General features: G+C 66.9%; 21 protein-coding genes. 5 read left to right on the forward strand and 16 right to left on the reverse strand.

What is annotated here, in order from left to right; translation table 11 throughout:
* Positions 1–8: 8 nt before the first annotated feature.
* From pstA to QZ853_RS03600, 8 genes are all read right to left on the reverse strand, one after another.
* Complete coding sequence (gene pstA / locus QZ853_RS03565) at positions 9–872, reverse strand: phosphate ABC transporter permease PstA (protein ID WP_295570778.1); 864 nt, start codon at positions 870–872, stop codon at positions 9–11.
* Complete coding sequence (pstC, locus tag QZ853_RS03570; protein WP_008267250.1) at positions 872–1,840, reverse strand: phosphate ABC transporter permease subunit PstC; 969 nt, start codon at positions 1,838–1,840, stop codon at positions 872–874. Before pstC ends, pstA begins: the two co-directional genes overlap by 1 nt.
* 82 nt (positions 1,841–1,922) lie before the next feature.
* Positions 1,923–3,011: a phosphate ABC transporter substrate-binding protein PstS gene (pstS, locus tag QZ853_RS03575; protein WP_295570780.1), complete on the reverse strand. Its 1,089-nt coding sequence runs from the start codon at positions 3,009–3,011 to the stop codon at positions 1,923–1,925.
* 394 nt (positions 3,012–3,405) lie between these two features.
* Positions 3,406–4,422, reverse strand: coding sequence for a phosphate ABC transporter substrate-binding protein PstS (pstS, locus tag QZ853_RS03580; RefSeq protein WP_295570782.1), 1,017 nt, complete (start codon positions 4,420–4,422; stop codon positions 3,406–3,408).
* A 222-nt stretch (positions 4,423–4,644) separates the two neighbouring features.
* Positions 4,645–5,856, reverse strand: a complete 1,212-nt coding sequence (locus tag QZ853_RS03585; protein ID WP_295570785.1) for an OprO/OprP family phosphate-selective porin — start codon at positions 5,854–5,856, stop codon at positions 4,645–4,647.
* A 196-nt stretch (positions 5,857–6,052) separates the two neighbouring features.
* On the reverse strand, positions 6,053–6,742 hold the full coding sequence (gene nth / locus QZ853_RS03590; protein ID WP_295570787.1) for an endonuclease III: 690 nt from the start codon (positions 6,740–6,742) through the stop codon (positions 6,053–6,055).
* Positions 6,742–7,095: a hypothetical protein gene (locus tag QZ853_RS03595; RefSeq protein ID WP_295570790.1), complete on the reverse strand. Its 354-nt coding sequence runs from the start codon at positions 7,093–7,095 to the stop codon at positions 6,742–6,744. The genes nth and QZ853_RS03595 overlap by 1 nt, the downstream gene beginning before the upstream one ends.
* Before the next feature lie 4 nt (positions 7,096–7,099).
* A complete protein-coding gene (locus tag QZ853_RS03600; protein ID WP_295570792.1) occupies positions 7,100–7,882 on the reverse strand; it encodes an enoyl-CoA hydratase-related protein in 783 nt (260 codons plus the stop codon).
* Between the two features lie 167 nt (positions 7,883–8,049).
* Between QZ853_RS03600 and QZ853_RS03605 the strand changes: the two genes are divergently transcribed.
* The 3 genes from QZ853_RS03605 to QZ853_RS03615 all read left to right on the forward strand — a co-directional run bounded on the left by QZ853_RS03605 (position 8,050) and on the right by QZ853_RS03615 (position 10,611).
* Positions 8,050–8,751: an FKBP-type peptidyl-prolyl cis-trans isomerase N-terminal domain-containing protein gene (locus QZ853_RS03605; protein WP_005408797.1), complete on the forward strand. Its 702-nt coding sequence runs from the start codon at positions 8,050–8,052 to the stop codon at positions 8,749–8,751.
* A gap of 157 nt (positions 8,752–8,908) precedes the next feature.
* The gene (locus tag QZ853_RS03610) at positions 8,909–9,712 is read left to right on the forward strand and encodes a CoA pyrophosphatase (RefSeq protein WP_295570794.1); all 804 of its coding nucleotides are present in this window, start codon (positions 8,909–8,911) and stop codon (positions 9,710–9,712) included.
* Positions 9,709–10,611, forward strand: coding sequence for a sulfurtransferase (locus tag QZ853_RS03615; RefSeq protein WP_295570795.1), 903 nt, complete (start codon positions 9,709–9,711; stop codon positions 10,609–10,611). The genes QZ853_RS03610 and QZ853_RS03615 overlap by 4 nt, the downstream gene beginning before the upstream one ends.
* Before the next feature lie 165 nt (positions 10,612–10,776).
* On the opposite strand, the gene QZ853_RS03620 is transcribed toward QZ853_RS03615, so the two are convergent.
* On the reverse strand, positions 10,777–11,343 hold the full coding sequence (locus tag QZ853_RS03620) for an N-acetylmuramoyl-L-alanine amidase (protein ID WP_295570798.1): 567 nt from the start codon (positions 11,341–11,343) through the stop codon (positions 10,777–10,779).
* Between the two features lie 72 nt (positions 11,344–11,415).
* Between QZ853_RS03620 and QZ853_RS03625 the strand changes: the two genes are divergently transcribed.
* Complete coding sequence (locus tag QZ853_RS03625) at positions 11,416–11,943, forward strand: hypothetical protein (protein ID WP_295570800.1); 528 nt, start codon at positions 11,416–11,418, stop codon at positions 11,941–11,943.
* Positions 11,944–12,088: 145 nt separating this feature from the next.
* On the forward strand, positions 12,089–14,227 hold the full coding sequence (rlmKL, locus tag QZ853_RS03630; RefSeq protein WP_295570803.1) for a bifunctional 23S rRNA (guanine(2069)-N(7))-methyltransferase RlmK/23S rRNA (guanine(2445)-N(2))-methyltransferase RlmL: 2,139 nt from the start codon (positions 12,089–12,091) through the stop codon (positions 14,225–14,227).
* Between the two features lie 121 nt (positions 14,228–14,348).
* Here rlmKL and QZ853_RS03635 read toward each other — a convergent pair whose 3' ends face one another.
* From QZ853_RS03635 to QZ853_RS03665, 7 genes are all read right to left on the reverse strand, one after another.
* Positions 14,349–14,912: a hypothetical protein gene (locus tag QZ853_RS03635; RefSeq protein ID WP_295570806.1), complete on the reverse strand. Its 564-nt coding sequence runs from the start codon at positions 14,910–14,912 to the stop codon at positions 14,349–14,351.
* On the reverse strand, positions 14,852–15,181 hold the full coding sequence (locus QZ853_RS03640) for a DUF3325 domain-containing protein (protein ID WP_295570808.1): 330 nt from the start codon (positions 15,179–15,181) through the stop codon (positions 14,852–14,854). Before QZ853_RS03640 ends, QZ853_RS03635 begins: the two co-directional genes overlap by 61 nt.
* Positions 15,178–16,806 (reverse strand): PepSY-associated TM helix domain-containing protein, encoded by a 1,629-nt coding sequence (locus tag QZ853_RS03645; protein ID WP_295570810.1) that lies wholly within the window; start codon positions 16,804–16,806, stop codon positions 15,178–15,180. The genes QZ853_RS03640 and QZ853_RS03645 overlap by 4 nt, the downstream gene beginning before the upstream one ends.
* Positions 16,803–17,117 carry a DUF3649 domain-containing protein gene (locus QZ853_RS03650; RefSeq protein ID WP_295570812.1) on the reverse strand — a complete coding sequence of 105 codons (315 nt, stop codon included), beginning with the start codon at positions 17,115–17,117 and terminating at the stop codon, positions 16,803–16,805. Before QZ853_RS03650 ends, QZ853_RS03645 begins: the two co-directional genes overlap by 4 nt.
* Before the next feature lie 106 nt (positions 17,118–17,223).
* Complete coding sequence (locus tag QZ853_RS03655; protein WP_295570813.1) at positions 17,224–19,446, reverse strand: TonB-dependent siderophore receptor; 2,223 nt, start codon at positions 19,444–19,446, stop codon at positions 17,224–17,226.
* Between the two features lie 267 nt (positions 19,447–19,713).
* Positions 19,714–21,000, reverse strand: a complete 1,287-nt coding sequence (locus QZ853_RS03660; protein WP_295570815.1) for a DUF445 family protein — start codon at positions 20,998–21,000, stop codon at positions 19,714–19,716.
* Positions 21,001–21,064: 64 nt separating this feature from the next.
* Positions 21,065–21,943, reverse strand: a complete 879-nt coding sequence (locus QZ853_RS03665) for a plasmid replication/partition related protein (protein WP_295570817.1) — start codon at positions 21,941–21,943, stop codon at positions 21,065–21,067.
* Positions 21,944–21,969 lie beyond the last annotated feature (26 nt).

Consider the following 21,969-nt stretch of genomic DNA (forward strand, 5'->3'; position numbering starts at 1 on the left):
CGGAAAGGTCAGTCATGGGAGATACGGTTGCGCAGCAGGATGCCGCGGGCGGCAAGGCTGACCAGCAACACGAAGACGGTCAGCACCAGGGCACCGGCCCAGGCCAGCACCTGCCAGGATTCATACGGGCTGCCGGCGAACTGGTTCATCACCACCGGCACCGAGGCCATCGGCTGGAAGATGTTGTTGTTCCAGTACTGGTTGCCGAAGGCGGTGAACAGCAGCGGTGCGGTTTCGCCGGAAATGCGGGCCAGGGCCAGCAGGATGCCGGTGATGATGCCGGCCGATGCACTGCGGTACAGCACCTGCACGATCACCTTCCACTGCGGGATGCCCAGCGACAGGGCGGCTTCGCGCATCTGCGAAGGCACCAGGCGCAGCATCTCGTCGGTGGTGCGCACCACCACCGGCAGCACGATGAAGGCCAGCGACAGCGCACCCGCGAAGGCGGAGAAGTTGCCGCCGGTCTGCATCACGTACAGGGTGTAGACGAACAGGCCAAGCACGATCGACGGTGCCGACAGCAGGATGTCGTTGACGAAGCGGACCACGGTGCCGGCCTTGCGGGCGTTGCCGTACTCGGCCAGCCAGGTGCCGGCCAGCACGCCCAGCGGGGTGCCGATGCCGATCGCCAGCGCACACATCACCGCGCTGCCGAAGAAGGCGTTGGCCAGGCCGCCTTCCTGCATCGGCGGCGGCGTCATCTTGGTGAACAGATCCCAGTTGATGCCGGCCAGGCCCTTGGCGGCCAGGGTGAACAGGATCCAGCCCAGGAAGAACAGGCCGAACAGCGCGGTAGCGCAGGAGGCGGTGATCGCAACGACATTGCCGATGCGACGGCGCAGGTACAGCGAATCAGCGGTAGTGGACATCAGTTGCCCTCCTTGCGGGACAGGCGCATCAGCATCAGGCGGGCGATGGCCAGCACCACGAAGGTGACGATGAACAGGACGAAGCCGAGCAGCAGCAGGGCCGAGCGGTAGGTTTCAGTGGCTTCGCCGAAATCGTTTGCGATCAGCGCAGCGATGGTGGTGCCCGGTTCCAGCAGCGACGGTGACAGGCGCACGCTGTTGCCGATCACGAAAGCCACCGCCATCGTCTCGCCCAGGGCGCGGCCGAGGCCGAGGAAGATGCCGCCGATCACCGCCGAACGGGTATAGGGCAGCACGATGTCCCAGCTCACTTCCCACTTGGTGGAACCCAGCGCATAGGCCGATTCCTTCAGGCGGGTCGGCACGGTCAGGAACACTTCGCGCATCACCGAGGAAATGAACGGAATGACCATGATGGCCAGCACGAAACCGGCGGTGAGCATGCCGATGCCGAGCGGCGGGCCCTGGAACATCGGGCCGATGATCGGCCATTCGCCCAGTGTCTCGTTGAGGAACGGGGTGACGTACTCGGTCATCACCGGCACCAGCACGAACAGGCCCCACATGCCGTAGATGATCGAGGGAATGCCGGCCAGCAGTTCGATGGCGGTACCGACCGGCCCGCGCAGCCAGCGCGGCGCGACTTCGGTGAGGAAGAAGGCGATGCCGAAACTGACCGGCACCGCGATGACCATCGCGATCAGCGCGGTGACCAGGGTGCCGTAGATCGGGGCGAGGGCGCCGAACTTGTTCTCGACCGGATTCCAGTCGGCGGAGAAGAAGAAGCTCAGGCCCTGCATCTGCAGGGCATGGCGGCCACCCCACAGCATCGACAGCGCGGCGCAGGCCAGGGCGATCAGAACGAAGATGACGGTGCCGACCAGCACCCATCGGAACAGTTTGTCGTTGCGGGCATCACGCGCATCACGCGTGGACGGGGCGGCTACAGGCTGGGCGATGGCATTCATGGGGACGGCAGGGCCAGGAAGGGGCGGGGCGGCACGGCGTGGAAGCGGCGGTGCCCGCGCGGGGCGGGCACCGTCGTGTCCATCACTTCAGGTCGGACGCCCAGTAGGCCTCGATCTGCTTGACCAGTTCGGCCGGCAGCGGCACGTAGTGCAGCTCGTTGGCCTGGGCCTGGCCGTTCTCGAAGGCCCACTTGAAGAAGGCCAGGGTGTCCTGGTTGCGCTTGGCGTCCTTCGGCTGCTTCTGCATCAGCATGAAGTTGGTGGCGGTGATCGGCCACGCCTGCTCGCCCGGAGCGTTGGTGATGACCAGGTTGAAGTCCTTGGCGCTGGCCCAGTCGGCGCTGGCGGCCGCAGCGGCGAAGGTTTCCGCGCTCGGCTCGACCCAGTTGCCGGCCGCATTCTGCATGGCGGTGTACGGCATGCCATTCTGCAGCGCATAGGCCAGTTCGACGTAACCGATCGAACCCTTGATCTGCTTCACGTACGAAGCGACGCCTTCATTGCCCTTGCCACCGACGCCGTCCGGCCACTGCACCGAGGTGCCTTCGCCGACCTTGCTCTTCCACTCCGGGCTGACCTTGGACAGGTAGTTGGAGAAGTTGAAGGTGGTGCCCGAACCGTCCGAACGGTGGACCAGGGTGATCTTGCCGTCCGGCAGCTTCACGCCCGGGTTGGCGGCGACGATGGCCGGGTCGTTCCAGGTCTTGACCTTGCCCAGGAAGATGTCGGCCAGCAGGGTGCCGCTCAGGCGCAGCTTGCCGCCTTCCAGGCCTTCGATGTTGACCACCGGTACCACGCCGCCGATGGCGGACGGGAACTGGGCCAGGCCGGCCTGGGCCAGCTCTTCGCTGCTCAGCGGCTTGTCGGACGAACCGAAATCGACGGTGCCGGCCTTGATCTGGGCGATGCCGCCGCCGGAGCCGATCGACTGGTAGTTGATCTTGGCGCCGGTAGTGGCGTTGTAGTCAGCCGACCACTTGGAGACCAGTGGGAAGATGAAGGACGCGCCTGCGCCGGACACTTCAGCGGTCACCTTGGCACCGGCGGTGGCCGGAGCGGCAGCACCGTCGGCAGCCGGCTGCTGTGCGGCCTGCTTGTCGCCACTGCAGGCCGACAGGCCCAGGGCGATGGCCAGGGAAAGGGCGGCAAGGCCGGCCGAGTGCAGTTTCATGGTCACTCCATAGCGGGGAAGAGCCGATGTCGTCGGCGGATGCGGCTATGAAATGATGTTTTTGTTACAACCGTATTACGACCATGACAGAGGTGTCCTGGATCACGTTCTGACAAGGGTTTCACGGGGTTGGCCCCCATCGCGCAGAGCCCGGGATGCCCGGATCTGCGCACCGGTATGACGGCCGAGGCTCTACAAACGCTCTTGCCTTCGCTCCTGCCTTTCATGACCCCATCGCGCCCCGACTCCGGGCAGAAGACTGGAAGCGCAGCGCTCTTCACGACCAACCCCGAAAAACAAGAAGAGCGCGAGATCTCGAGGATCTCGCGCCCGGGTGGGATCGGCGGGGGAGAGAGGACCCGCCGATCCCGTTCCTGCGGAGGAACGCGCTTGCTTATTTCAGGTTCTGCGACCAGTAGGTCTCGATCTGGCGGACCAGGCTGTCCGGCAGCGGCACGTAGTCCAGCTGGCGGGCCTGGGCGTCGCCGCTCTTGTAGACCCAGCGGAAGAACTCCTGGGTGGCCTTGCCGTTGGCAGCATTCTTCGGCTTCTTGTGCACCAGGATGAAGTTGGTGGCGGTGATCGGCCAGGACTCGGCGCCCGGGGCGTTGGTCATCACCAGGTAGAAGTCCTTGGCGCTGGCCCAGTCGGCGCTGGCGGCAGCGGCAGCGAACGACGCATCGCTCGGCTGCACGAACTTGCCGGCGGCGTTCTTCATCGCGGTGTACGACAGCTTGTTCTGCAGCGCGTAGGACAGTTCGACGTAGCCGATGCCGCCCTTGATCTGCTTCACGTAGGCAGCAACGCCTTCGTTGCCCTTGCCGCCGATGCCGGCCGGCCACTGGACCGAGGTGCCTTCACCGACCGAGCTCTTCCACTCCGGGCTGACCTTGGACAGGTAGTTGACGAAGTTGAAGGTGGTGCCCGAACCATCCGAGCGGTGCACGACGGTGATCTTGGCGCTGGGCAGGGTCACGCCCGGGTTCAGCGCGGCGATGGCAGGGTCGTTCCAGGTCTTGATCTTGCCCAGGAAGATGTTGGCCAGCACGGTGCCGTCCAGCTTCAGTGCGCCCGGGGCGATACCGGCCACGTTGACCACCGGCACCACGCCGCCGATCACCGACGGGAACTGCGCCAAGCCCGAAGCTGCCAGTTCTTCCGGCTTCAGCGGGGCGTCGGAGGAGCCGAAATCAACGGTCTTGGCCTTGATCTGGGCGATACCACCGCCGGAGCCGATCGACTGGTAGTTGACCTTGTTGCTGGTGGCGGCGTTGTAGTCGGCCGACCACTTCGACATCACCGGGTAGATGAACGAGGCGCCCGCGCCGGTGATTTCAGCGGCGTTGGCGGCGAACACGGACGATGCGGCCAGGATGGCGACAGCGGCGCGCGACTTGAAGGCGTGGATCACGGGGAGACTCCTGGGGTGGTGGTCGAAGGGCGGTTGCCCGACGTTTCGGTGCACATTCCATAACGGTTGCGTGACACCCCCGCGTCTGTCATATGACGCAGGCGTGACACGCGTCATGAGCGATGTCACGTCCGCTGCGCCGGCAGGGCAGCGCGGCTACCGATGCAACGACGAAGGCACGGCCGGGGCCGTGCCTTCGCGGGTCAACGCAGGGGGCTGGACTTACCAGAAGAACTGCGCGCGGGCTTCCAGGATGTTGGGATCGTCGTTGACGAAACCGCGCGCCGTGGAGCTGTACTTCTTGCTGTCGACCATCACGTAGTTGAGCATCAGCTTGAAGTTGGAACGCAGGTACCAGTTGGCGCCCACGGTCCAGATGTCCATCTTGCCACCCAGCACGCCATCGACGATCGGCGGGCGACCGGCAACCGGGTTGGCGGCGAGGTTGCCGTCATTGAGGTCCATGTGGTCGTAGCGCACGCCCAGCTGCCACTGGCCGCCGGCCGGGTTGTTCGGCAGGCCGGTGCCCGGGGTGCCGCCCTTGTAGCTCCAAGTCTCGCCGGTGACGTTCCACACGCCGCTGATGTAATAGCCGTCGCTGGTGTAGTTGTCGTGGTCGTAGCGCTTGGCCTTGCTGGTGTAGTACTCGGCCTGGGCCTTGAACGGGCCCTGGAAGTACATCGCTTCGGCACCGATGGTGCTGACGCGGTCGGTGTCGGTCAGGTTGCCACTGTCGACCAGGCGGGCCGTGGCGAGGTCGGCATTCGGACGTGCACGCACGCGCAGGGTGTCGGCGTCGGTGTCGTAGTTGACGTAGCTCAGGCCGAAGTGCAGGACCTGGCCCTTTTCATTGATCGGGGCCCAGGTGCCACGCGCGCCGTAGCCGCTGCCGTGGGCCAGGTTGCGGGTCAGCTCGCGGCCGAAGGCGCTGGCAGTCACCGACCAATTGTCCTGGCCGTAGCTGTACGCGCCGCCCAGGCGGCGGGCGATGGCATAGGTGTTGGTGACCGCTGCCTTGGAAATGAAATCGTTGTTCTTGGTGCTGGACAGTTCTTCCAGGCTGTTGGGCTGCTTGAACTGGCCCAGCTGCAGGAAGTGGTTGGCGTTGCCCAGCAGCTTGTACTTCACGTTGGTGTCGAGGAACTTGTCGGCCTTGGCGTCATAGCCGACCACCCACTCCACGTTGCCCGGGCCCTTGCCCTTCAGCACCAGCTCGGCGCGACGCAGTTCGAATTCGCTGTTCTTGCCGTTGCCGGCGTCGCCACCGTTGAGGTCGACCACATCGTTGTGGAACCAGTTGCCATCGGCCTGGACCAGGCCTTCGAAGGTGATTTCCGAACCGCCGATCACGTCGATGGCGACTTCGGCGTGTGCAGCCGGCACATACAGCGCAGCAGCCATGGCCACCGTCAGGAGTTGGTGATGCAGTTTCATGGAGAGGAGCCTTGCAGGCAGGTGGGAAGATGCGCGCAGGCTAGAAGGTAAAGATTGCGTAAATGTGACAGTTCACGCGCGGCAGACATCCACCGCAGGCCCCGTCACGGCAGGGCCTGACATTGAACCTGCTTGCGTATGACGCCCGGATTGCGCCTTGGTTGCAGTCGATCCACGCCCTGCATGGATGCGGCCGTCACTCGGCCGGGGTCTTGTCCTTGAACCGGCACAGATCGGCGATCACGCAGCCCGGGCAATCCGGCTTGCGCGCCTTGCACACATAACGTCCGTGCAGGATCAGCCAATGATGCGCGTCGAGCAGGAACTCGGCGGGGATCACCTTCACCAGCGTGTCTTCCACTTCGCGCACATTCTTTCCCGGGGCCAGTCCGGTCCGGTTGGAGACGCGGAAGATATGCGTGTCCACCGCCATCACCGGCTCGCCGAACGCGGTGTTGAGCACCACGTTGGCGGTCTTGCGGCCCACGCCCGGCAGCGCTTCCAGTGCAACGCGATCGCGCGGCACTTCACCGCCATACTTTTCCAGCAGGATCGCGCAGGTGGCGATCACGTTCTTCGCTTTGGCATTGAACAGGCCGATGGTGGCGATGTACTGCTTCAGTCCATCTTCGCCAAGCGCGAGGATCTTCGCCGGCGTATTGGCCACCGGGAACAGGCGACGCGTGGCCTTGTTGACGCCGACGTCGGTGGCCTGCGCCGACAACGCCACCGCCACCAGCAGCTCGAACGGCGAGCTGTATTCCAGTTCGGTCTTCGGGTGCGGGTTGAGTTCGCGCAGGCGGGTGAACATCTCCACCACGTCGGCGCGCGGCATCGCGCCTGCACGCCGCGTCGCAGCGCGCGGGGTCTTCTTCGCGGTGGCCATTACTGCTCCTTGCCGCTGGCGCGGGCCTTGGCCCGGGCGAGGATGGCGGCTGCCGCAGCGGGCAGGGCGGGCTTCACGTCCGGCGCCGGCGCCGGCGTGCGGCGAGCGTCGCGCTCGGCCTCGCGTCGCGCCAGGCGCACCGCGCGGGCGCGGTAGCGTTCGCGCGCCGCCCAGGCCGTGTGCAGCTGCTGCTGGGCCTGCTGCAGGCGCTGCGGAAGCTCGGGATGGCCGGGCAGCAACTGTTCGTCGCCGGCGCGGGCCACGTAGTCCATCAGCCCGGCCTGGAGGGCGCCATCGAGATCGTCTGCCTGGACCCGGGCAAACAGCTGCGCGGGGTTGGGTCGGAAAGCCATGGCGTCAGCGGTTGTGGAAGGCCGGCGGACGGCGCTGCAGGAAGGCGCTGGTGCCCTCGCGCATGTCCTCGGTGGCGAACAGCAGGCCGAACTGCGCGCTTTCGTATTCCAGCCCGGCTTCCAGGCTGCATTCGCCGCCCACGTGCACCGCATCGAGCAGGCCGCGCAGGGCCAGCGGTGCCGAGCGCGCCAGCTGGCGGGCAACGTCATTCACGCGGTTGTCCAGTGCGTCGGCCGGCACCACCTCGTTGACGATGCCCAGTTCCAGCGCACGCGCGGCGGTGATCGGCGCGCCCAGCAGGCAGAGCTCCAGAGTCGCGGCGCGGCCGCACAGGCGCAGCAGGCGCTGGCTGCCGCCGAAGCCGGGAATCAGGCCGAGATTGATTTCCGGTTGGCCGACTTTGGCGGTATCGGCGGCGATGCGCAGGTGGCAGGCCATGGCCAGTTCCAGGCCGCCGCCCAGCGCGAAACCGTTCACGCGGGCGATGACCGGCTTGGGCATGCGCTCGATCTGGCGCATCAGGGCCTGGCCCAGCAGCGAGAAATCACGTCCCTGAACCGCGCTGAGTGTGTTCATCTCGGCAATGTCGGCGCCGGCCACGAACGCCTTCGGGCCAGCACCGGTCAGCACCACCACGCGCACCTCCGGGTCTGCGGCCGCAGCACTGAAAGCCTCGGCCAGCGCCTGCAGGGTCGCGGCATTGAGGGCGTTGAGCTTGTCCGGGCGCTGGACGGTCACGGTGCGGATGGCGCCGTCGTCGGCGACATCGATCAGGGCATCGGCCACGGGGAAACTCCTGGAACGTTAAAAAAAAGTGATATTGAACTCTGCAAACGCAGACGGGTCATAGCCTGCATCGTGAGTAGCGGTTACACGTTGCGCCCGTTATCCTAACCCGTCGCCTCAGGGCGGCGCAGAACGTCCCTGAGTTACCACCCCTGGAGAACTGTTTGATGAAGTTGCGTTCTATCGCGGTCGCCGTCGCGGCCCTGGCCCTGACGGGCAATGCCTTCGCCCAGGACGTTTCGTCCGAAAAGGGCAAGCTGAGCTACTACTTCGGTTACGACTACGGCAACAACCTGGCGGAGCTGACCGGTCGTGGTGAGCAGCTGGACATCAACTCGGTGGTGAAGGGTCTGCAGGACGCCTACGCCAAGAAGCAGCCGGCGATCACCGCCGAGCAGCTGAAGCCGGCCGTTGAAGCGTTCCAGAAGCGCGAGCAGGGCCGTGCCCAGGCTGCCAAGGCCGAGTACGAAAAGGCCGCTGCCGAAAACAAGACCAAGAGCGATCAGTTCATCGCGGCGAACAAGGCCAAGGCCGGCGTGCAGTCGCTGCCGAGCGGCGTCCAGTACCGCGTGATCGAAGCCGGCAAGGGTGCCAAGCCGACCCAGGCCAGCACCGTGCAGCTGGAAGTGGCCGGTCCGTTCCCGTACGGCCAGCGCCCGACCGAAGCCCGCCCGGCCCAGCAGATCCCGTCGATCAAGGTCAGCGAAGTCGAAATGAAGGCCATGCGCGAGACCCTGCTGCAGATGCCGGCAGGCTCGAAGTGGGAAGTCACCCTGCCGCCGGACCAGGCCTACGGTGCCGACCCGCGCACCCCGTTCCCGCCGAACGTGGCTGTGCAGTTCGAGATCAAGCTGGTCAGCGTCAAGTAAATCGAAGCAGCAGACATCAACGCGCCGGTGATCCCACCGGCGCGTTTTTGTTTGCGCGGTTCCTGACGATGGAGTCGACTGTGAGTCGACTCTACCGCCCGTCTCGGCCACCCGCGCAAATCCAGCCCATTCGCGCTACTGTTGGCGGGTGCAAACAATGGAAGAAACGGCGCGTGTTGTCGCAAGTCCCTGCATCGGAGTGTGCACGCTGGATCCGCACCGGCAGTGCACCGGCTGCGGGCGGCATATCGGTGAGATCGCACGGTGGTCGTCGATGAGCAACGACGAACGCAGCGGCATCCTGCATCGCGTGCAACCGTTGCGCCGACAGCTGCAGCAGTCACTGCGCGGCTCGCTGGCCGACCACGATCGGCTGGTGCGCGCGCTGCACCCGCTGGCCAAGCCGCCGGCCGGTGATGGCTGGAACCGCAGCGAACTGATCGATCTGCTGCCGCCGGGTCCACCGGTGGAAGCGGCAGTGCTGGCTGGCATCGTGCCACGTGCGAATGGCGCGCAGGTGATCCTCACCCGTCGCACCGAAACGCTGCGCACGCACGGTGGCCAGGTCGGATTCCCCGGCGGCCGCACCGAGCCGGACGACCGCGACGCGCTGGCGGCTGCCCTGCGCGAGAGTCAGGAAGAAATCGCACTGGCGCCCGGGCAGGTGCAGGCGCTGGGGTATCTCGATCCCTTCGTGACGATCACCGGCTATCGGGTCACCCCGGTGGTGGCGGTGGTCGATCCGGACTTCGTGCCGGTACCGCAGCCCAGCGAAGTGGCCGAGGTGTTCGAGGTGCCGCTGGACTACCTGATGGCGGCGGACAACCTGCGCCAGGTCGAAATCAACCATCGCGGCCGCATCCGCCACGTCCTCGAATACGGCTGGCCGGGCCAGCGCATCTGGGGAGCAACCGCGGCCATTCTCTACAACCTGCGTCGCCGCCTGGAGCAAGTGCAATGAACCCGATCGATCCGCCGTGGACCACCCTGGTCGATGTCGCCACCCTGGCTGCTGCGTTGGGCGGAGGCGTGCGCGTGGTCGATGCACGCGCTACCGCCAGCACCGCCGTGCGCGTGGTGGATGCGCGGGCCTCGCTGGCCGATCCGCAGGCGGGAAGCAGCCAGTATCTGGCCGGCCATATCCCGGGTGCGGTGCATGCTGATCTCAATCGTGATTTGTCCGACCTGTCGCGCGTCGGTCACGGTCGCCATCCGCTGCCGGACAGCGATGCCTTTGCCGCAACACTGGGGCAGTGGGGCATCGGCCCCGACACCCAGGTGGTGGTCTACGACGGCAGCGACGGCAGCATGGCCGCCTCGCGGCTGTGGTGGCTGTTGCGCCTGATCGGGCATAGCAAGGCCGCTGTGCTCGACGGCGGCATCGCCGCCTGGCAGGCGACCGGCCATCCGCTGGCGACCGGCCAAGAATCGATGCCAGCGCTGCCGGCGTATCCGGGCCGTTTCGACACCACCCAGATTGCCAACGCCGATGAGATCACCGCGCGCCTGAAACACGCGCCGGGCTGGCTGGTCGACGCACGCGCGGGCGAGCGTTTCCGCGGTGAAGTGGAGCCCCTGGACCCGGTGGCCGGCCACGTACCGGGCGCGGTCAACCGACCGTTCGCCTTGAATGTGCTCGATGGCCGCCTGCGCGACGCACAGGAACTGCGCGCCGAACTGCAGGGCGTGATCGGCAACCGCGATCCAGAGCAGGTGGTGCTGATGTGCGGCTCTGGCGTCACCGCCTGCCATCTGCTGCTGGCGATGGAAGCGGCGGGGCTGAGCGGCGCGCGCATCTATGCCGACTCCTGGAGCGGATGGGTGAGCGACAGCAGCCACCCGGTGGCGACCGGCGCCTGAGCGATCCGGGCAGAAAGCCGTCGAGCATGGCTCGACGCTACAGAAGACCGTTCCCAACGGTTCGACGTTCATCCACGCATGCCGTGGATCCACTCCGCCATCCCTCGGAATACCAGCTCTTGACGTTGACGTTGCCTCTGCGGGTGCAGGGCGCAGCCCTGCCGCTTACCCAAACGGCTGCAGTGGCACCTTCGCCAGTACCCGCGCCCACGGGAACAGCGGCCCCGGATCGCGCTTGCGCGCCACCGTCAGTGCCGGATCGTCACTGGCAGGCATCTGCTCCAGGTCCAGCTGGTCGTGCCCGGCAATCCGCTGCAACGACGGATAGCGGGCCACCAGCGCCAGCAGCAGCCGCTCCAGCGCTTCCAGCTGCGCCTCGGTGTAGGCCTCGTCCATCGCCTGGTGACGGCTGTCGAACCACGCCGGGTAGCGCCCGGTATTGACCAGTTCGATCCCCAGCGTATGCGCGTTCATGCCGCGCACGTGATGCGCAACGCGCTCGGGCGCCACGTACTGCACCACACGGCCATCGCGGTCGATGTAGAAATGCCCGCTGTTGCCAGCGCCACTGTCGTACAGCACGCGCTCGCCGTACTCGCGGGCCATCGCCAGATCGGGCAGCTCGGTGCAGTGGATCACCACCATCTCCAGCGTGGCCGGGTCGCGCAATGGCAGACGATCTTCGTAGGGCAGGGGCTGCAGCTGCAGGCCGGGCAGGAGCGGGTTGGGCATCCGGCGATGCTAGCATTGCGGCATGAACCTGCCTTCCCTTTCCTCGTCGGCCCGTTCGTGCGGAGCGCACGCATGAGCCGCGGCCACTGCATCCTGTCCCACGGCTTCGAGAGCGGCCCGGAAGCGACCAAGGTCACCGCGCTGGCCGAGGTGGCACAGCGCCTGGGCTGGACCCACGAGCGCCCCGACTACACCGACCTGGACGCCATGAGCGAGGTCAGCCGGGTAGGCGACGTGCCGACCCGCCTGCGCCGCTTGGTCGAACGCGCCGCCATCGCTGCCCAGCAGGGCCCGGTGGTGCTGGCCGGGTCGAGCCTGGGCGCCTACATCTCCGCCATCGCCTCGCTGCAGGTGCCGGTGGCCGGCCTGTTCCTGATGGTGCCACCGACCACCATGGGCCCGATGCCGGCGCTGGATGCCGCTTCGGTGCCGACCACGGTGGTGCAGGCGTGGCATGACGACGTGGTCCCGGCCGCCGGGGTGATCGCTTGGGCGCAGGCGCGTTCGGCGCAGCTGCTGCTGGTCGACGACGGCCACCGCCTGGAACACCACGTGGAGGCTTCCGCCCAGGCCTTCGAGCGCCTGTTGCGGCAACTGTGAAGCCCGGGCGCACGGCGCGCCCCCCCGCTTTGACTACAATGGCAGCCCCGCCGCCCCCGGCGCGGGCCTGCCGGCCGTGCTTGCGGCCCTCCTTTCCGACCGGCCCGGCCCCTGTGCCGCGCCCGACCACCTGCGAACCGATCCTGTGAAATTCTTCGTCTCCTGCGCCAAGGGCCTGGAATACCTGCTTGCCGATGAGCTGTCGGCCTTGGGCCTTGGCAAGGCCACTGCCACCATTGCCGGCGTCAACGCCGAGGGCGAACTGGAGCAGGCGCTGCGGATCGTGATGTGGTCGCGCCTGGCCAGCCGCGTGCTGTGGCCGATCGACGAGTTCGAGTGCCCGGACGAACAGGCCCTGTACGATGGCGTGCGTGCGCTTCCGTGGCACGAGCACATCAAGCCGGAGATGACCCTGGCGGTGGACGCGCACGTGTCCGGCGACAAGATCACCCATGCGCGTTTCGCCGCGCAGCGGATCAAGGACGCCATCGTCGACCGCATGCGCGATGAAGGCCTGGAGCGCCCGTCGGTCAACACCGACCTGCCGGACGTGCGCGTCAACCTGTCGCTGCGCAAGGGCCGTGCCTCGCTGTCGATCGACCTCGGCGGTGGGCCGCTGCACCGCCGTGGCTGGCGCGGCGCTGCCCACGAGGCACCGCTGAAGGAAAACCTGGCCGCCGCGCTGCTGCTGCGCGCGCAGTGGCCGCGCCTGCATGCCGCCGGTGGTGGCCTGCTGGACCCGATGTGCGGCAGCGGCACGCTGCTGATCGAAGGCGCGCTGATGGCCGCCGACGTTGCCCCCGGCCTGATGCGCCATGGCAGCCTGCCGCCGAGCCGCTGGCTGGGCTTCGACAAGGCCGCCTGGAAGGCGATCCAGGGGGAAGCACGCGAGCGTGAGGCCGCTGGCCTGGCCGCGCTGAAGCCGGTCATCCACGGCAGCGACATCGACCCGGCCGCGATCGAGGCGGCACGCGAGAACGCGGAAGTTGCCGGTGTGGCCCACGCGATCCGCTTCACCCGCGCCGATGTGGCCGACCTGGCCGCACCGGAGCAGGAGATCGGCGCGGTGGTCTGCAACCCGCCGTACGACGAGCGCCTGGCTGCGGATCCGGTGCTGTACCGCGCACTGGGCAATGCCCTGCAGAAGGCGGTGCCGCAGTGGCGCGCCAGCCTGCTGTGCGGCAACGACGAACTGGCTTTCGCCACCGGCCTGCGCGCAGGCAAGAAGTACCAGATGTTCAACGGCGCACTGGAATGCGCGCTGATCGTCTGCGACCCGATTGCCGTACCGGGCCGCGATCCGGCGCAGCCGCGCGCGCTGAGCGAAGGTGCGCAGATGGTGGCCAACCGCCTGCGCAAGAACCTGAAGAAGTTCAAGAGCTGGCGTGCCCGCGAGGAAATCACCTGCTTCCGCGCCTACGACGCCGACCTGCCGGAGTACGCGGCGGCCATCGACGTCTACGAGGAAGACGGTGGCAAGCGCCGCACCTTCCTGCATGTGCAGGAATACGCCGCACCGGCGGCGATTCCGGAGAACGACGTGCGCCGCCGCCGCAACGAGCTGCTGGCTGCCGCGCGTGACGTGTTCGGCGTGCCGCCGGAACAGGTCTCGATGAAGTCGCGCGAGCGCGGCAAGGGCGGTAGCAAGTACGGTCGTTTCGAGCAGCGTGATGAGTTCATCGTGGTGCGCGAGAACAACGCGCTGCTGCAGGTGAACCTGTTCGATTACCTGGATACCGGCCTGTTCCTCGACCATCGCCCGCTTCGCCGGATGATGGCCGAGCAGGTGCGTGGCAAGCGCTTCCTCAACCTGTTCTGCTACACCGGCGTGGCCAGCGTGCAGGCCGCCGTGGCCGGTGCCGCCAGCACCACCAGCGTCGACCTGTCGGCAACCTACCTGCAGTGGTGCTACGACAACCTGGCATTGAACGGGCAGGGCGGCAACCAGCACCTGCTGGTGCAGGCCGATGCGATGGCCTGGCTGGAAGGCGACCGTGGGCAGTACGACGTGATCTTCTGCGATCCGCCGACCTTCTCCAACTCCGCGCGCGCCGACGACTTCGACGTGCAGCGCGAGCAGCTGAAGCTGCTGCGTGCGGCTGTTGCGCGCCTGGCGCCGGGCGGTGTGCTGTACTTCTCCAACAACTTCCGTCGCTTCAAGCTGGAAGAGAACGCCATCGCCGAGTTCGCCCAGTGCCGCGAGATCACCGCGCGCACCATCGGCCCGGACTTCGAGCGCAACGCACGCATCCACCGCGCATGGGAACTGAAGCGATTGGGGTAGGCCCGGTAGTGCCGGCCCCTGGCCGGCAACTGCGTCAGAATCGTGGAAGGTCCGCGGGATGCCGGCCAACGGCCCGCACTACCTCATTGGGCCTGTAGATCCACGCCACGCGTGGATCGGCCTAAAGCACCAACAATCGCCCCGGCGCATGGGCCAAGGGCCAATGGCCCTGTTCGTACAGCGCAAGCACAGGCTCCCAGTGTGCCGGCAGGCCGAGATGCGTTTCCAGCAGGCGTTGCCGGAAGGCGAACATCGCCCCATCGCGCGCCACCAGGTGCAGGTCATGTGCACCGCAGCGCAGTGCCGGCAGATCCAGTGCCGAAAGCGCGCGCATCAACGTGCGGTTGAGTTCGCGTCGGGCGTCAGCCAGTTCGGCGGGATGGGGCAGGGCGCCGTGAAACGGATCCGGATCGCCCAGTGCTGTGGGCATCCATTCGAAACCATCGGTATCGATGGTCCGCAGTGCTTCGGCCAGCGATCGAACGGCGACGACGCTGGCCGTTGCGGGCAGTGTTTCACCCAACCGGGAAAAGAAGACGATTCCAGAGATCCGCTGCAGCACGCTATCCATACGGGCATTGTAGATCCACGCCATGCGTTGATGCCGCTGTTCCCCTCCTGCGGCTACAGCAATTCCAGCACCAACCCCAGCACCGGCAGCGCGATCGCCAGCGGCGCAATCCACGTTGGACGATACGGATACAACCCGAACGACAGCGTCACGCCGGCCAGGGTCATCGCGCCCAGCCACAGCACCGGGCCCATCGCCCAGCCCTGGTCGGCCACGCACAGTGCGAAGGCGATCGTCAGCAGCGCCCAGCCCAGCCCCCGCCATTGCATCCGCCGCGCCGGTGCGGCAGCGGCCTTGCCATGCAGGTCGTGCTGGTGCTTCTCCATCGCCAGCGACAGCGCGGTGAACGCGGAGAACGACAGCGTCAGTGCCAGCAGCATCATACGCTGGCCTCCGCTTCGGTCGTTTCAACCTGCGTGCTGGGCGCAGCTGCCACCGCAGCACGCTTCTTCCTCTCGGCCGCACTCAGCGGCGGCGTCCAGCGCTGCATGCGCCAGCCGCACATCGCCAGCATCGCGCCGAAGGCAATCATCGACAGATCGACGCCGGCCAGCACCCAGTCACCGTTGCGCAGGGTGACGCCGAGGTGGGCATGCGTGGTCAGCGCGTTGACGACCGGCACCAGCGCGAAGGCGGCCGCACCCAGGTACAGCTGCCACGCCCACATCATCCGCTTGGGCCAGATGAAGGCGGCCAGCAACGCCGCGCCCCAAGCGTAGAAGAACACATTGGCCTCGGCGCTGGAGCGCTCGGCGATGTCCAGCGGCAGCAGGCGGTTGCCCCAGAAGTACGCTGCGAACGCGATCGGCAGGCCGGCCACGGTACCGATGTTCAGCGCATCGACCAGGCGCAGCCCAAAGCCGGTGCGTCCGCGCTTGGCATGTTTCGGCCGCTCCTTCACCGCCCACAGCACCACGCCGCTGGCCACCATCAGGCAGCCGACTAGGCCGGACAGGAAGAACAGTGCACGCAGGCCCCAGTCGGCAAACCGCGCCAAGTGCAGGCCATACAGCACGCCGCGGGTGGCGGTGGCACCGCCGGAAGGCAGCGTTTCCTCCAGCAGCGCACCGCTGATCATGTCGTAGCGCACAGCCGGGGTGTCGGTGGACAGGCGCTTGCCGTCGCGCTGGCGGATGTCGATCACCGCATTGGCCGCGCCCGGATTGGACACGGTGAAACCGGCCACCTCCACGCCGTGCCAATGCGCGCGTGCGCTGTCCAGCAGCTGTGCGATCGGCAGCGGGGTGGCGCGTCCTTCGGCCGGCTCGGTCACCTCCGGCATGCCACCGAAGGCCTCGAAGAAGAACTTGTCCTCATCCTGGGGGTAGGCCACCTTCACCCCCCACGGCAGATACATGACCATCAGGGTGACGATGCCGGTGTAGGTGATCATCGCGTGGTACGGCAGTGCCATCACCGCGCTGATGTTGTGGAAATCGAGCCAGGAACGCAGGCCCTTGTCCTTGCGGAAGGTGAAGAAGTCCTTGAAGATTTTCTTGTGGGTGATGACGCCGGTGACGATCGCCACCAGCATGAACATTGCGCAGAAGCCGACCAGGTAGCGGGCCCACAAAACCGGAATGTAGTGCAGGTCGAAGTGCAGGCGGTAGAAGAAGTCGCCGCCACGGGTCTCGCGCGCCTTCAATGCCTGGCCGGTGTTCGGGTCGAGGGTGGCGTCGCCGAAGCCACCACGGCGGCCACGGCTGGGGTCGGCCAGCTCCGGGGGCAGCCGCCAGAACAGCTGCATGGCCGGGTTGCGCGGCTGCGGCAGGGTGACGAACCAGGTCTCGGCCTGGCTGGCATTGGCCTGCAGGTAGTCCATCGCGCGCTGCGCGGCCCCATCGATGCTGACCTTGTTGGCCGGCAGCTCCGGACGCATCCAGCGGCTGATTTCTTCCCGGTAGTAGCTGGCGGTGCCGGCCATGAAAATCAGGAGCAGCAACCAGCCGACCAGCAGGCCGGTCCAGGTGTGCAGCCAGGCCATCGACTGGCGGAATCCGATCTTCATGCCCAAGCCCCCATCAGGCGCGCGATGGCCACCATCAACAGGGTGGGGGCGAGGATGCCGACCCATGCGCGCAGCGCGCTGCGGGTGGCGAACGCCCACAACGCCGCGCAGGCGGCGACCAGAATGGCCAGCAGCATGCCGGTCAGCACGGTCTGCCCGCGTGCGCCAGGCAGCGCCACTGCGCAGAACACGCTGGTGGCCGAAGCCAGTGCATAGCCACCAAAGATCGCAGCCAACGAGCGTGACAGTACGCCCCAGCGCGGGTTGGAGAAGAAGATGCGGGGGCTGGCGGTTGCGGGCGAGCGGTCCACGGCGTTCCTGCGGGTTTCAGTTAAGAGGAACCGGTGCATCGCAGTGCACCGGGGTTGGCCATCCCTGGCCGGGCTCCGGTCGCAGAACCGGCGCCATCCATCAGGGTCAGAGCTTCCAGCGCAGCGTCACGGTGACATTGCGCGGCTCGCCCCAGTACACGCCGTTGTAGAAACCGACGTTGTTGAAGTACTTCTTGTCCAGCAGGTTGTTGATGTTCAGCTGCGCGCTGAAGTTCTCGTTGAAGCGGTAGCCGCCGGCGAGATTCACCAGGTAGAACGCGTCCTGGATGATCTGCGCGCGCTCGGTGCGGCCGCTGCTGGGATAGTCGGCGGCCGGCTTCGTGCTGTTGTTCCAGAGGCGGCTCTGCCAGGTCACGCCACCGCCCAGCCAGAAGCGGCCATCGATGCCGCCTGGGCGCCAGCTGGTGTTGAGGCGGAAGGTGTCCTGCGGGGTGGTGGTCCGCTGCAGCACGCCGGCGTTGTTGCGGATGACGGTGTGGGCGAAGCCCGCCGAGACATTCCATTGTTCGCCGATGCTGCCCTGGGTCTCGACTTCCCAGCCCTTCACCTTGTTGCCCTTGCCGGTGGATCGATAGGCCTGGCCACCGTCGGGCAGCGAATTCAGCGGCACCGAATCGTCGATCTCGGCGACGTTGTCCTGCTTGCCCTCGAACACGGCGGCGGAGGCATTGAGCAGGCCGCCGAAGAACTCGGCCTTGACGCCGGCTTCGTACATGTCACCGATCACCGGTTCCAGGTAGTTGCCGTTGCGGTCGCGGTAGTTCTGCGGCTTGAAGATATCGGTGTAGCTGACGTAGGCGCTGAAGGTCGAGTTGAAGTCATAGACCAGGCCCGCGTACGGGGTGAGCATATCGTCGGGCTTGTAGCCGGCGCGCGTGGTGCGGTTGCGGTTGCCGGCGGCGTCGTAGCCATAGGCCCAGCTGCGGGTTTCCCAGCTGCCATAACGCGCGCCGACCACGGCCAGCAGCGGATCGGCCAGGCGAAGGCGCGCGGCGATGTAGGCGGCGCGCTGGCGCAGCTCGTTTTCCGAGGCCAGGCGGCCGAGGCGGGTGACCGGCAGTACTGGCACGTTGCCGCTCCAGTTCCGCCAGTCAGGCACCACGGCATAGGCCGTGCCGTAGTCGAAATCCATGTCTTCGGACTCGCCCTTGCGCACCGCTTGGCCCAGCCCGAACACCAGCTCGTGCTCGCGACCGAACAGCTTGAACGGCCCGCCCACGTTGACGTCGAACACATCCATCGTGCTGTGTTCATTGAAGTGCGAGATGTAGGCGGTCACGCCGGTACCGTCGGCGCGTGGGTAGCCGGCTGCGCCGTACCAGACGCTGCCGTCGGTATCGCGTACCGCATGGCTGACGTTGCCCTTCACCGACCAGCCGTTGTCCAGTTGCTGCTCCAGTCGGGCGAAGGTGGTCTTCTCCACGATCGGCCAGGCGCTCCAGGTGGCCGAGAGGTTGGTCGAGCGCGGCAGGTTGGCCGGCGCGCCATCGGCGCCCCAATACGGCACCACGCCCCACGTCACGCCGGTGGTGCGTGGCGACTGGTACTCGTAGCCCACCTCGAACAGCGTGCGGTCGCTCAGGTCGGCCTGCACGATGCCGTAGAACACATCCTTGTCCAGCGCATAGACATCACGGAACGAATCGCTCTGCTGCTTGGCGGCGACCACGCGCGCTCGGATGCGTCCGTCCCAAGCGACCGGGCCGCCGAGGTCGGCTTCCAGGCGGCGGTTGTTCCAGCGGCCCACGGTGAGGTTGGCGCCCATCTGGAAGGTGTCGGTGGGGCGCTTGCGGATCATGCTGATGGTGCCGGACGGATCGCCGGCGCCGGTGGTGAGGCCGGTGGCGCCGCGGATCACTTCGATGCGCTCGTAGATCACGTTGTCGGTGTTGGTCTTGACCGAGCCACCGAACGTGTTGAGCATGCCGTCGATCTGGAAGTTGTCGATGGTATAGCCGCGCGAGACATAGTTGATGCGCTCGCTGTCGGTGACTGACACGCTGACGCCGGTGACCTGGCCCATCACGTCCGACAGCGAGAACAGGCCCATGTCGTCCAAGCGCTGGCGGGTGATCACCGTCACCGACTGCGGCGTCTCGCGCAGCGACAGTTCCAGCTTGGTCGCACTGCGCGCACCCTTGACGGTATAGCTGTTGGGAATGTCGCCGTCGGCGGTCACCTTCACGGTGTCCAGCGTGCGCGCGGAGGATTCGGTGGTGCCGTCAGCGTGGGCCAGCGGGGTGATCATCAGTGCGGTCACGGCCAGGGCCAGCAGAGTGGGACGAGGGAGGTTCAGCGGCGTTGCCATCGGTGCGATTCCATGCAGGACGAAACAGGCGATGGAATGCGCGGACGCAGCAGCCGTGCGCTACGCGCACGTCGCCCAGCGAGTCCCATCGACGGTGCGCCACCCGCGCGGTGCGGGCGACCCGGTAGTCGGGGATGTACACGGGCGAAGGGGCGGGAAGGTGCGTGCCTGCCCCGCTTGGCTAAGCGTACAACCGATTAGCAAATGATAGGCATTCTCATTTCGTTAATCAAGCGTAACGGCGGGCAGTCCAGTGCCGGGTGCGCTTCAGAAGCGGAACAGCACCGTCGCCGCGTGCAGCAGCAGGCCGATCAGCCCGCCGACCAGGGTGCCGTTGAAGCGGATGAACTGCAGGTCGCGGCCCACGCTCAGTTCCAGCTGCTCGACCAGGTGGCGTTCGTCCCAGCCCTTCACGGTCTGCGCGATGTGCGTTGTGACGCCTTCGCGCAGTCGCCCGGTCAGGCGTTGCGCACCCTCCAGCAGGTGCTGGTTCAGCGCCTCGCGCAAGGCCGGATCGGCCTGCAGGCTGGCTCCGAGCGAACCCAGGCTGCGCTGCAGGTGGCCGACCAGCGCCGAATCCTCGTGCTGCAGGTCTGCGCGCAGGCTGGCGTGGATGCGCGCCCACAGCCCCTGCACGTAGTCCTGCAGGGCCGGATGGTCGATCATTTCCTGTTTGAGCTGCTCGATGCGCTCGGCCAGCGCAGGATCCTCGCGCAGGCGCTGCACATAATTCTGCAGCCAGGTCTCGTAGTCCTGGCGCAGCGGATGCTGCGGTTCGGCCAGTACCTGTTGCAGCTCTTCCAGCACCGCGCGCGCCAGGCGTTCGGCCAGGCTGTCGCCGATCTCGTCGATCGGCTTGACCCAGTTCACCGTGCTCGAGAGCGTGGGCCATTCGCGCTGGATGTAGCGCACGATCAGCTGCGAGGCGCGCTCCTTCACTTCCGGCTGTTCCAGCCAGCGCCCCAGCCGTTGCAGGCCTTCGTCCAGCACGCGCTGGTGGCGGCCATCGGCAGTCAGCAGCGCCAGCAGTTCGCCGGCGGTGGCCGCCGCGTTCCATTGCCGCAGCTGCTGCACTACGAAGGCATGCAGCTGCCGGCGTACCGCCGTTTCGTCGAAGAAATCCAGGGCCTGCAATGCCCAGCCGCGGGCCATGTCGGCCAGCATCCGCGAGCGCGCCGGGTCGGCCAGCCAGCTGCCCAGGCGGCTGGCCGGATCGAATACCTGAAGCTTGGCCAGCAGCACGCCCGGTTCCAGGAACTGGTCGCGCACGAACAGGGCGAGGCTGTCGCCAATGCGTTCCTTGCTGCGCGGGATGATCGCGGTGTGCGGAATCGGCAGGCCCATCGGCCGCCGGAACAGTGCGACCACGGCGAACCAGTCGGCCAACGCGCCGACGGCTGCGGCCTCGCAGAAGGCCGATACCCAAGCCCAGATGCCACGCTCACCCTGCCAGTGGCTGACCGCGAAACCGGCCAGCATCAACAGCAACAGGCCCAGCGCGAGGGCTTTCAGGCGCCGCAGCTGAGCGCGGCGTGGATCATTGGCAAGCGTCATGCCGGAAGTCTAACCGTACGCCGGTGACGCCTGCCTGTAGCCCTGCAGCGGTGTGATGCGACCGTTACACCGCTTCCAGCTGCTTGCGCAGCGCGGCCAGCTGCGCGCGCAGGGTGTCGTTCTCACGGGTCAGGGCGACCACGCGGCGGCGCAGCGCCGGTGCGTCCTCGCCCAGCTGTTCCAACGCCGACAATACTTCGGCGTCGCGGCTGGCGATCTCGTCCTCATCGGGCTCCTCGAAATCCATCTCGGCCGGTTCAGGCTTCGGCGCGCGCGGCTTGCGCTTGGACTCGCGCACGCGCTTGGCGGCCTGCTTCAGCTCGTCCTTGCCGCCGGCGGCGGCGGCGCGCTGCTCCTCTTCCGGCAGGTCGGCCACCGCCGCGGCGGCGCTGATCGAGATCACGCCGGCCTTCACCGCCTCCACGACCTCGGCTGCGGCCTGGGCGTGGATGCGTTCAATCATGCCGACCTGGCTGGTGCTCAGCTTGGCTTCGCGGGCCAGCTCAGCACGGCTGAGCTTCGGGGCCGGTTCCCACGGCGGGCTGTCTTCGCCGCCTTCGCCGGTGATGTCCGCGGTGCCGTCGCTCTCGCGCTGCAGCTGGGCCTGCTCGACCTGCTTGCGGGCCGCCAGGATGTCGCGTTTGCGCAGGGCCAGCACGCCGCGCTGGAAGTCGGAGACGCTGCGGCGGCCGAGGTGTTGCTCGATCATCCACAGATGCACGTCTTCCATGCTCTGGAAGCGGGTGTTCTGCACCGTGTTGAACGGCAGGCCGTGCTTCTGGCAGATGCCGAAACGGTTGTGCCCATCGACCAGCACATTGCCCCACAGCACCAGCGCATCACGGCAGCCTTCGGCCAGGATGCTGCGCTCCAGCGCGTCATGTTCGTCCGCGGTCAGCGGGTCGATATAGGCCTTGAGTTCTTCTTTGACGACGATATCCATGGGCACGGCAACGAGCAGGAGCGGAA

Origin of the sequence: uncultured Stenotrophomonas sp., from assembly GCF_913778665.1 — a bacterium.
In the GTDB taxonomy this organism is placed as follows: Bacteria; Pseudomonadota; Gammaproteobacteria; order Xanthomonadales; family Xanthomonadaceae; genus Stenotrophomonas.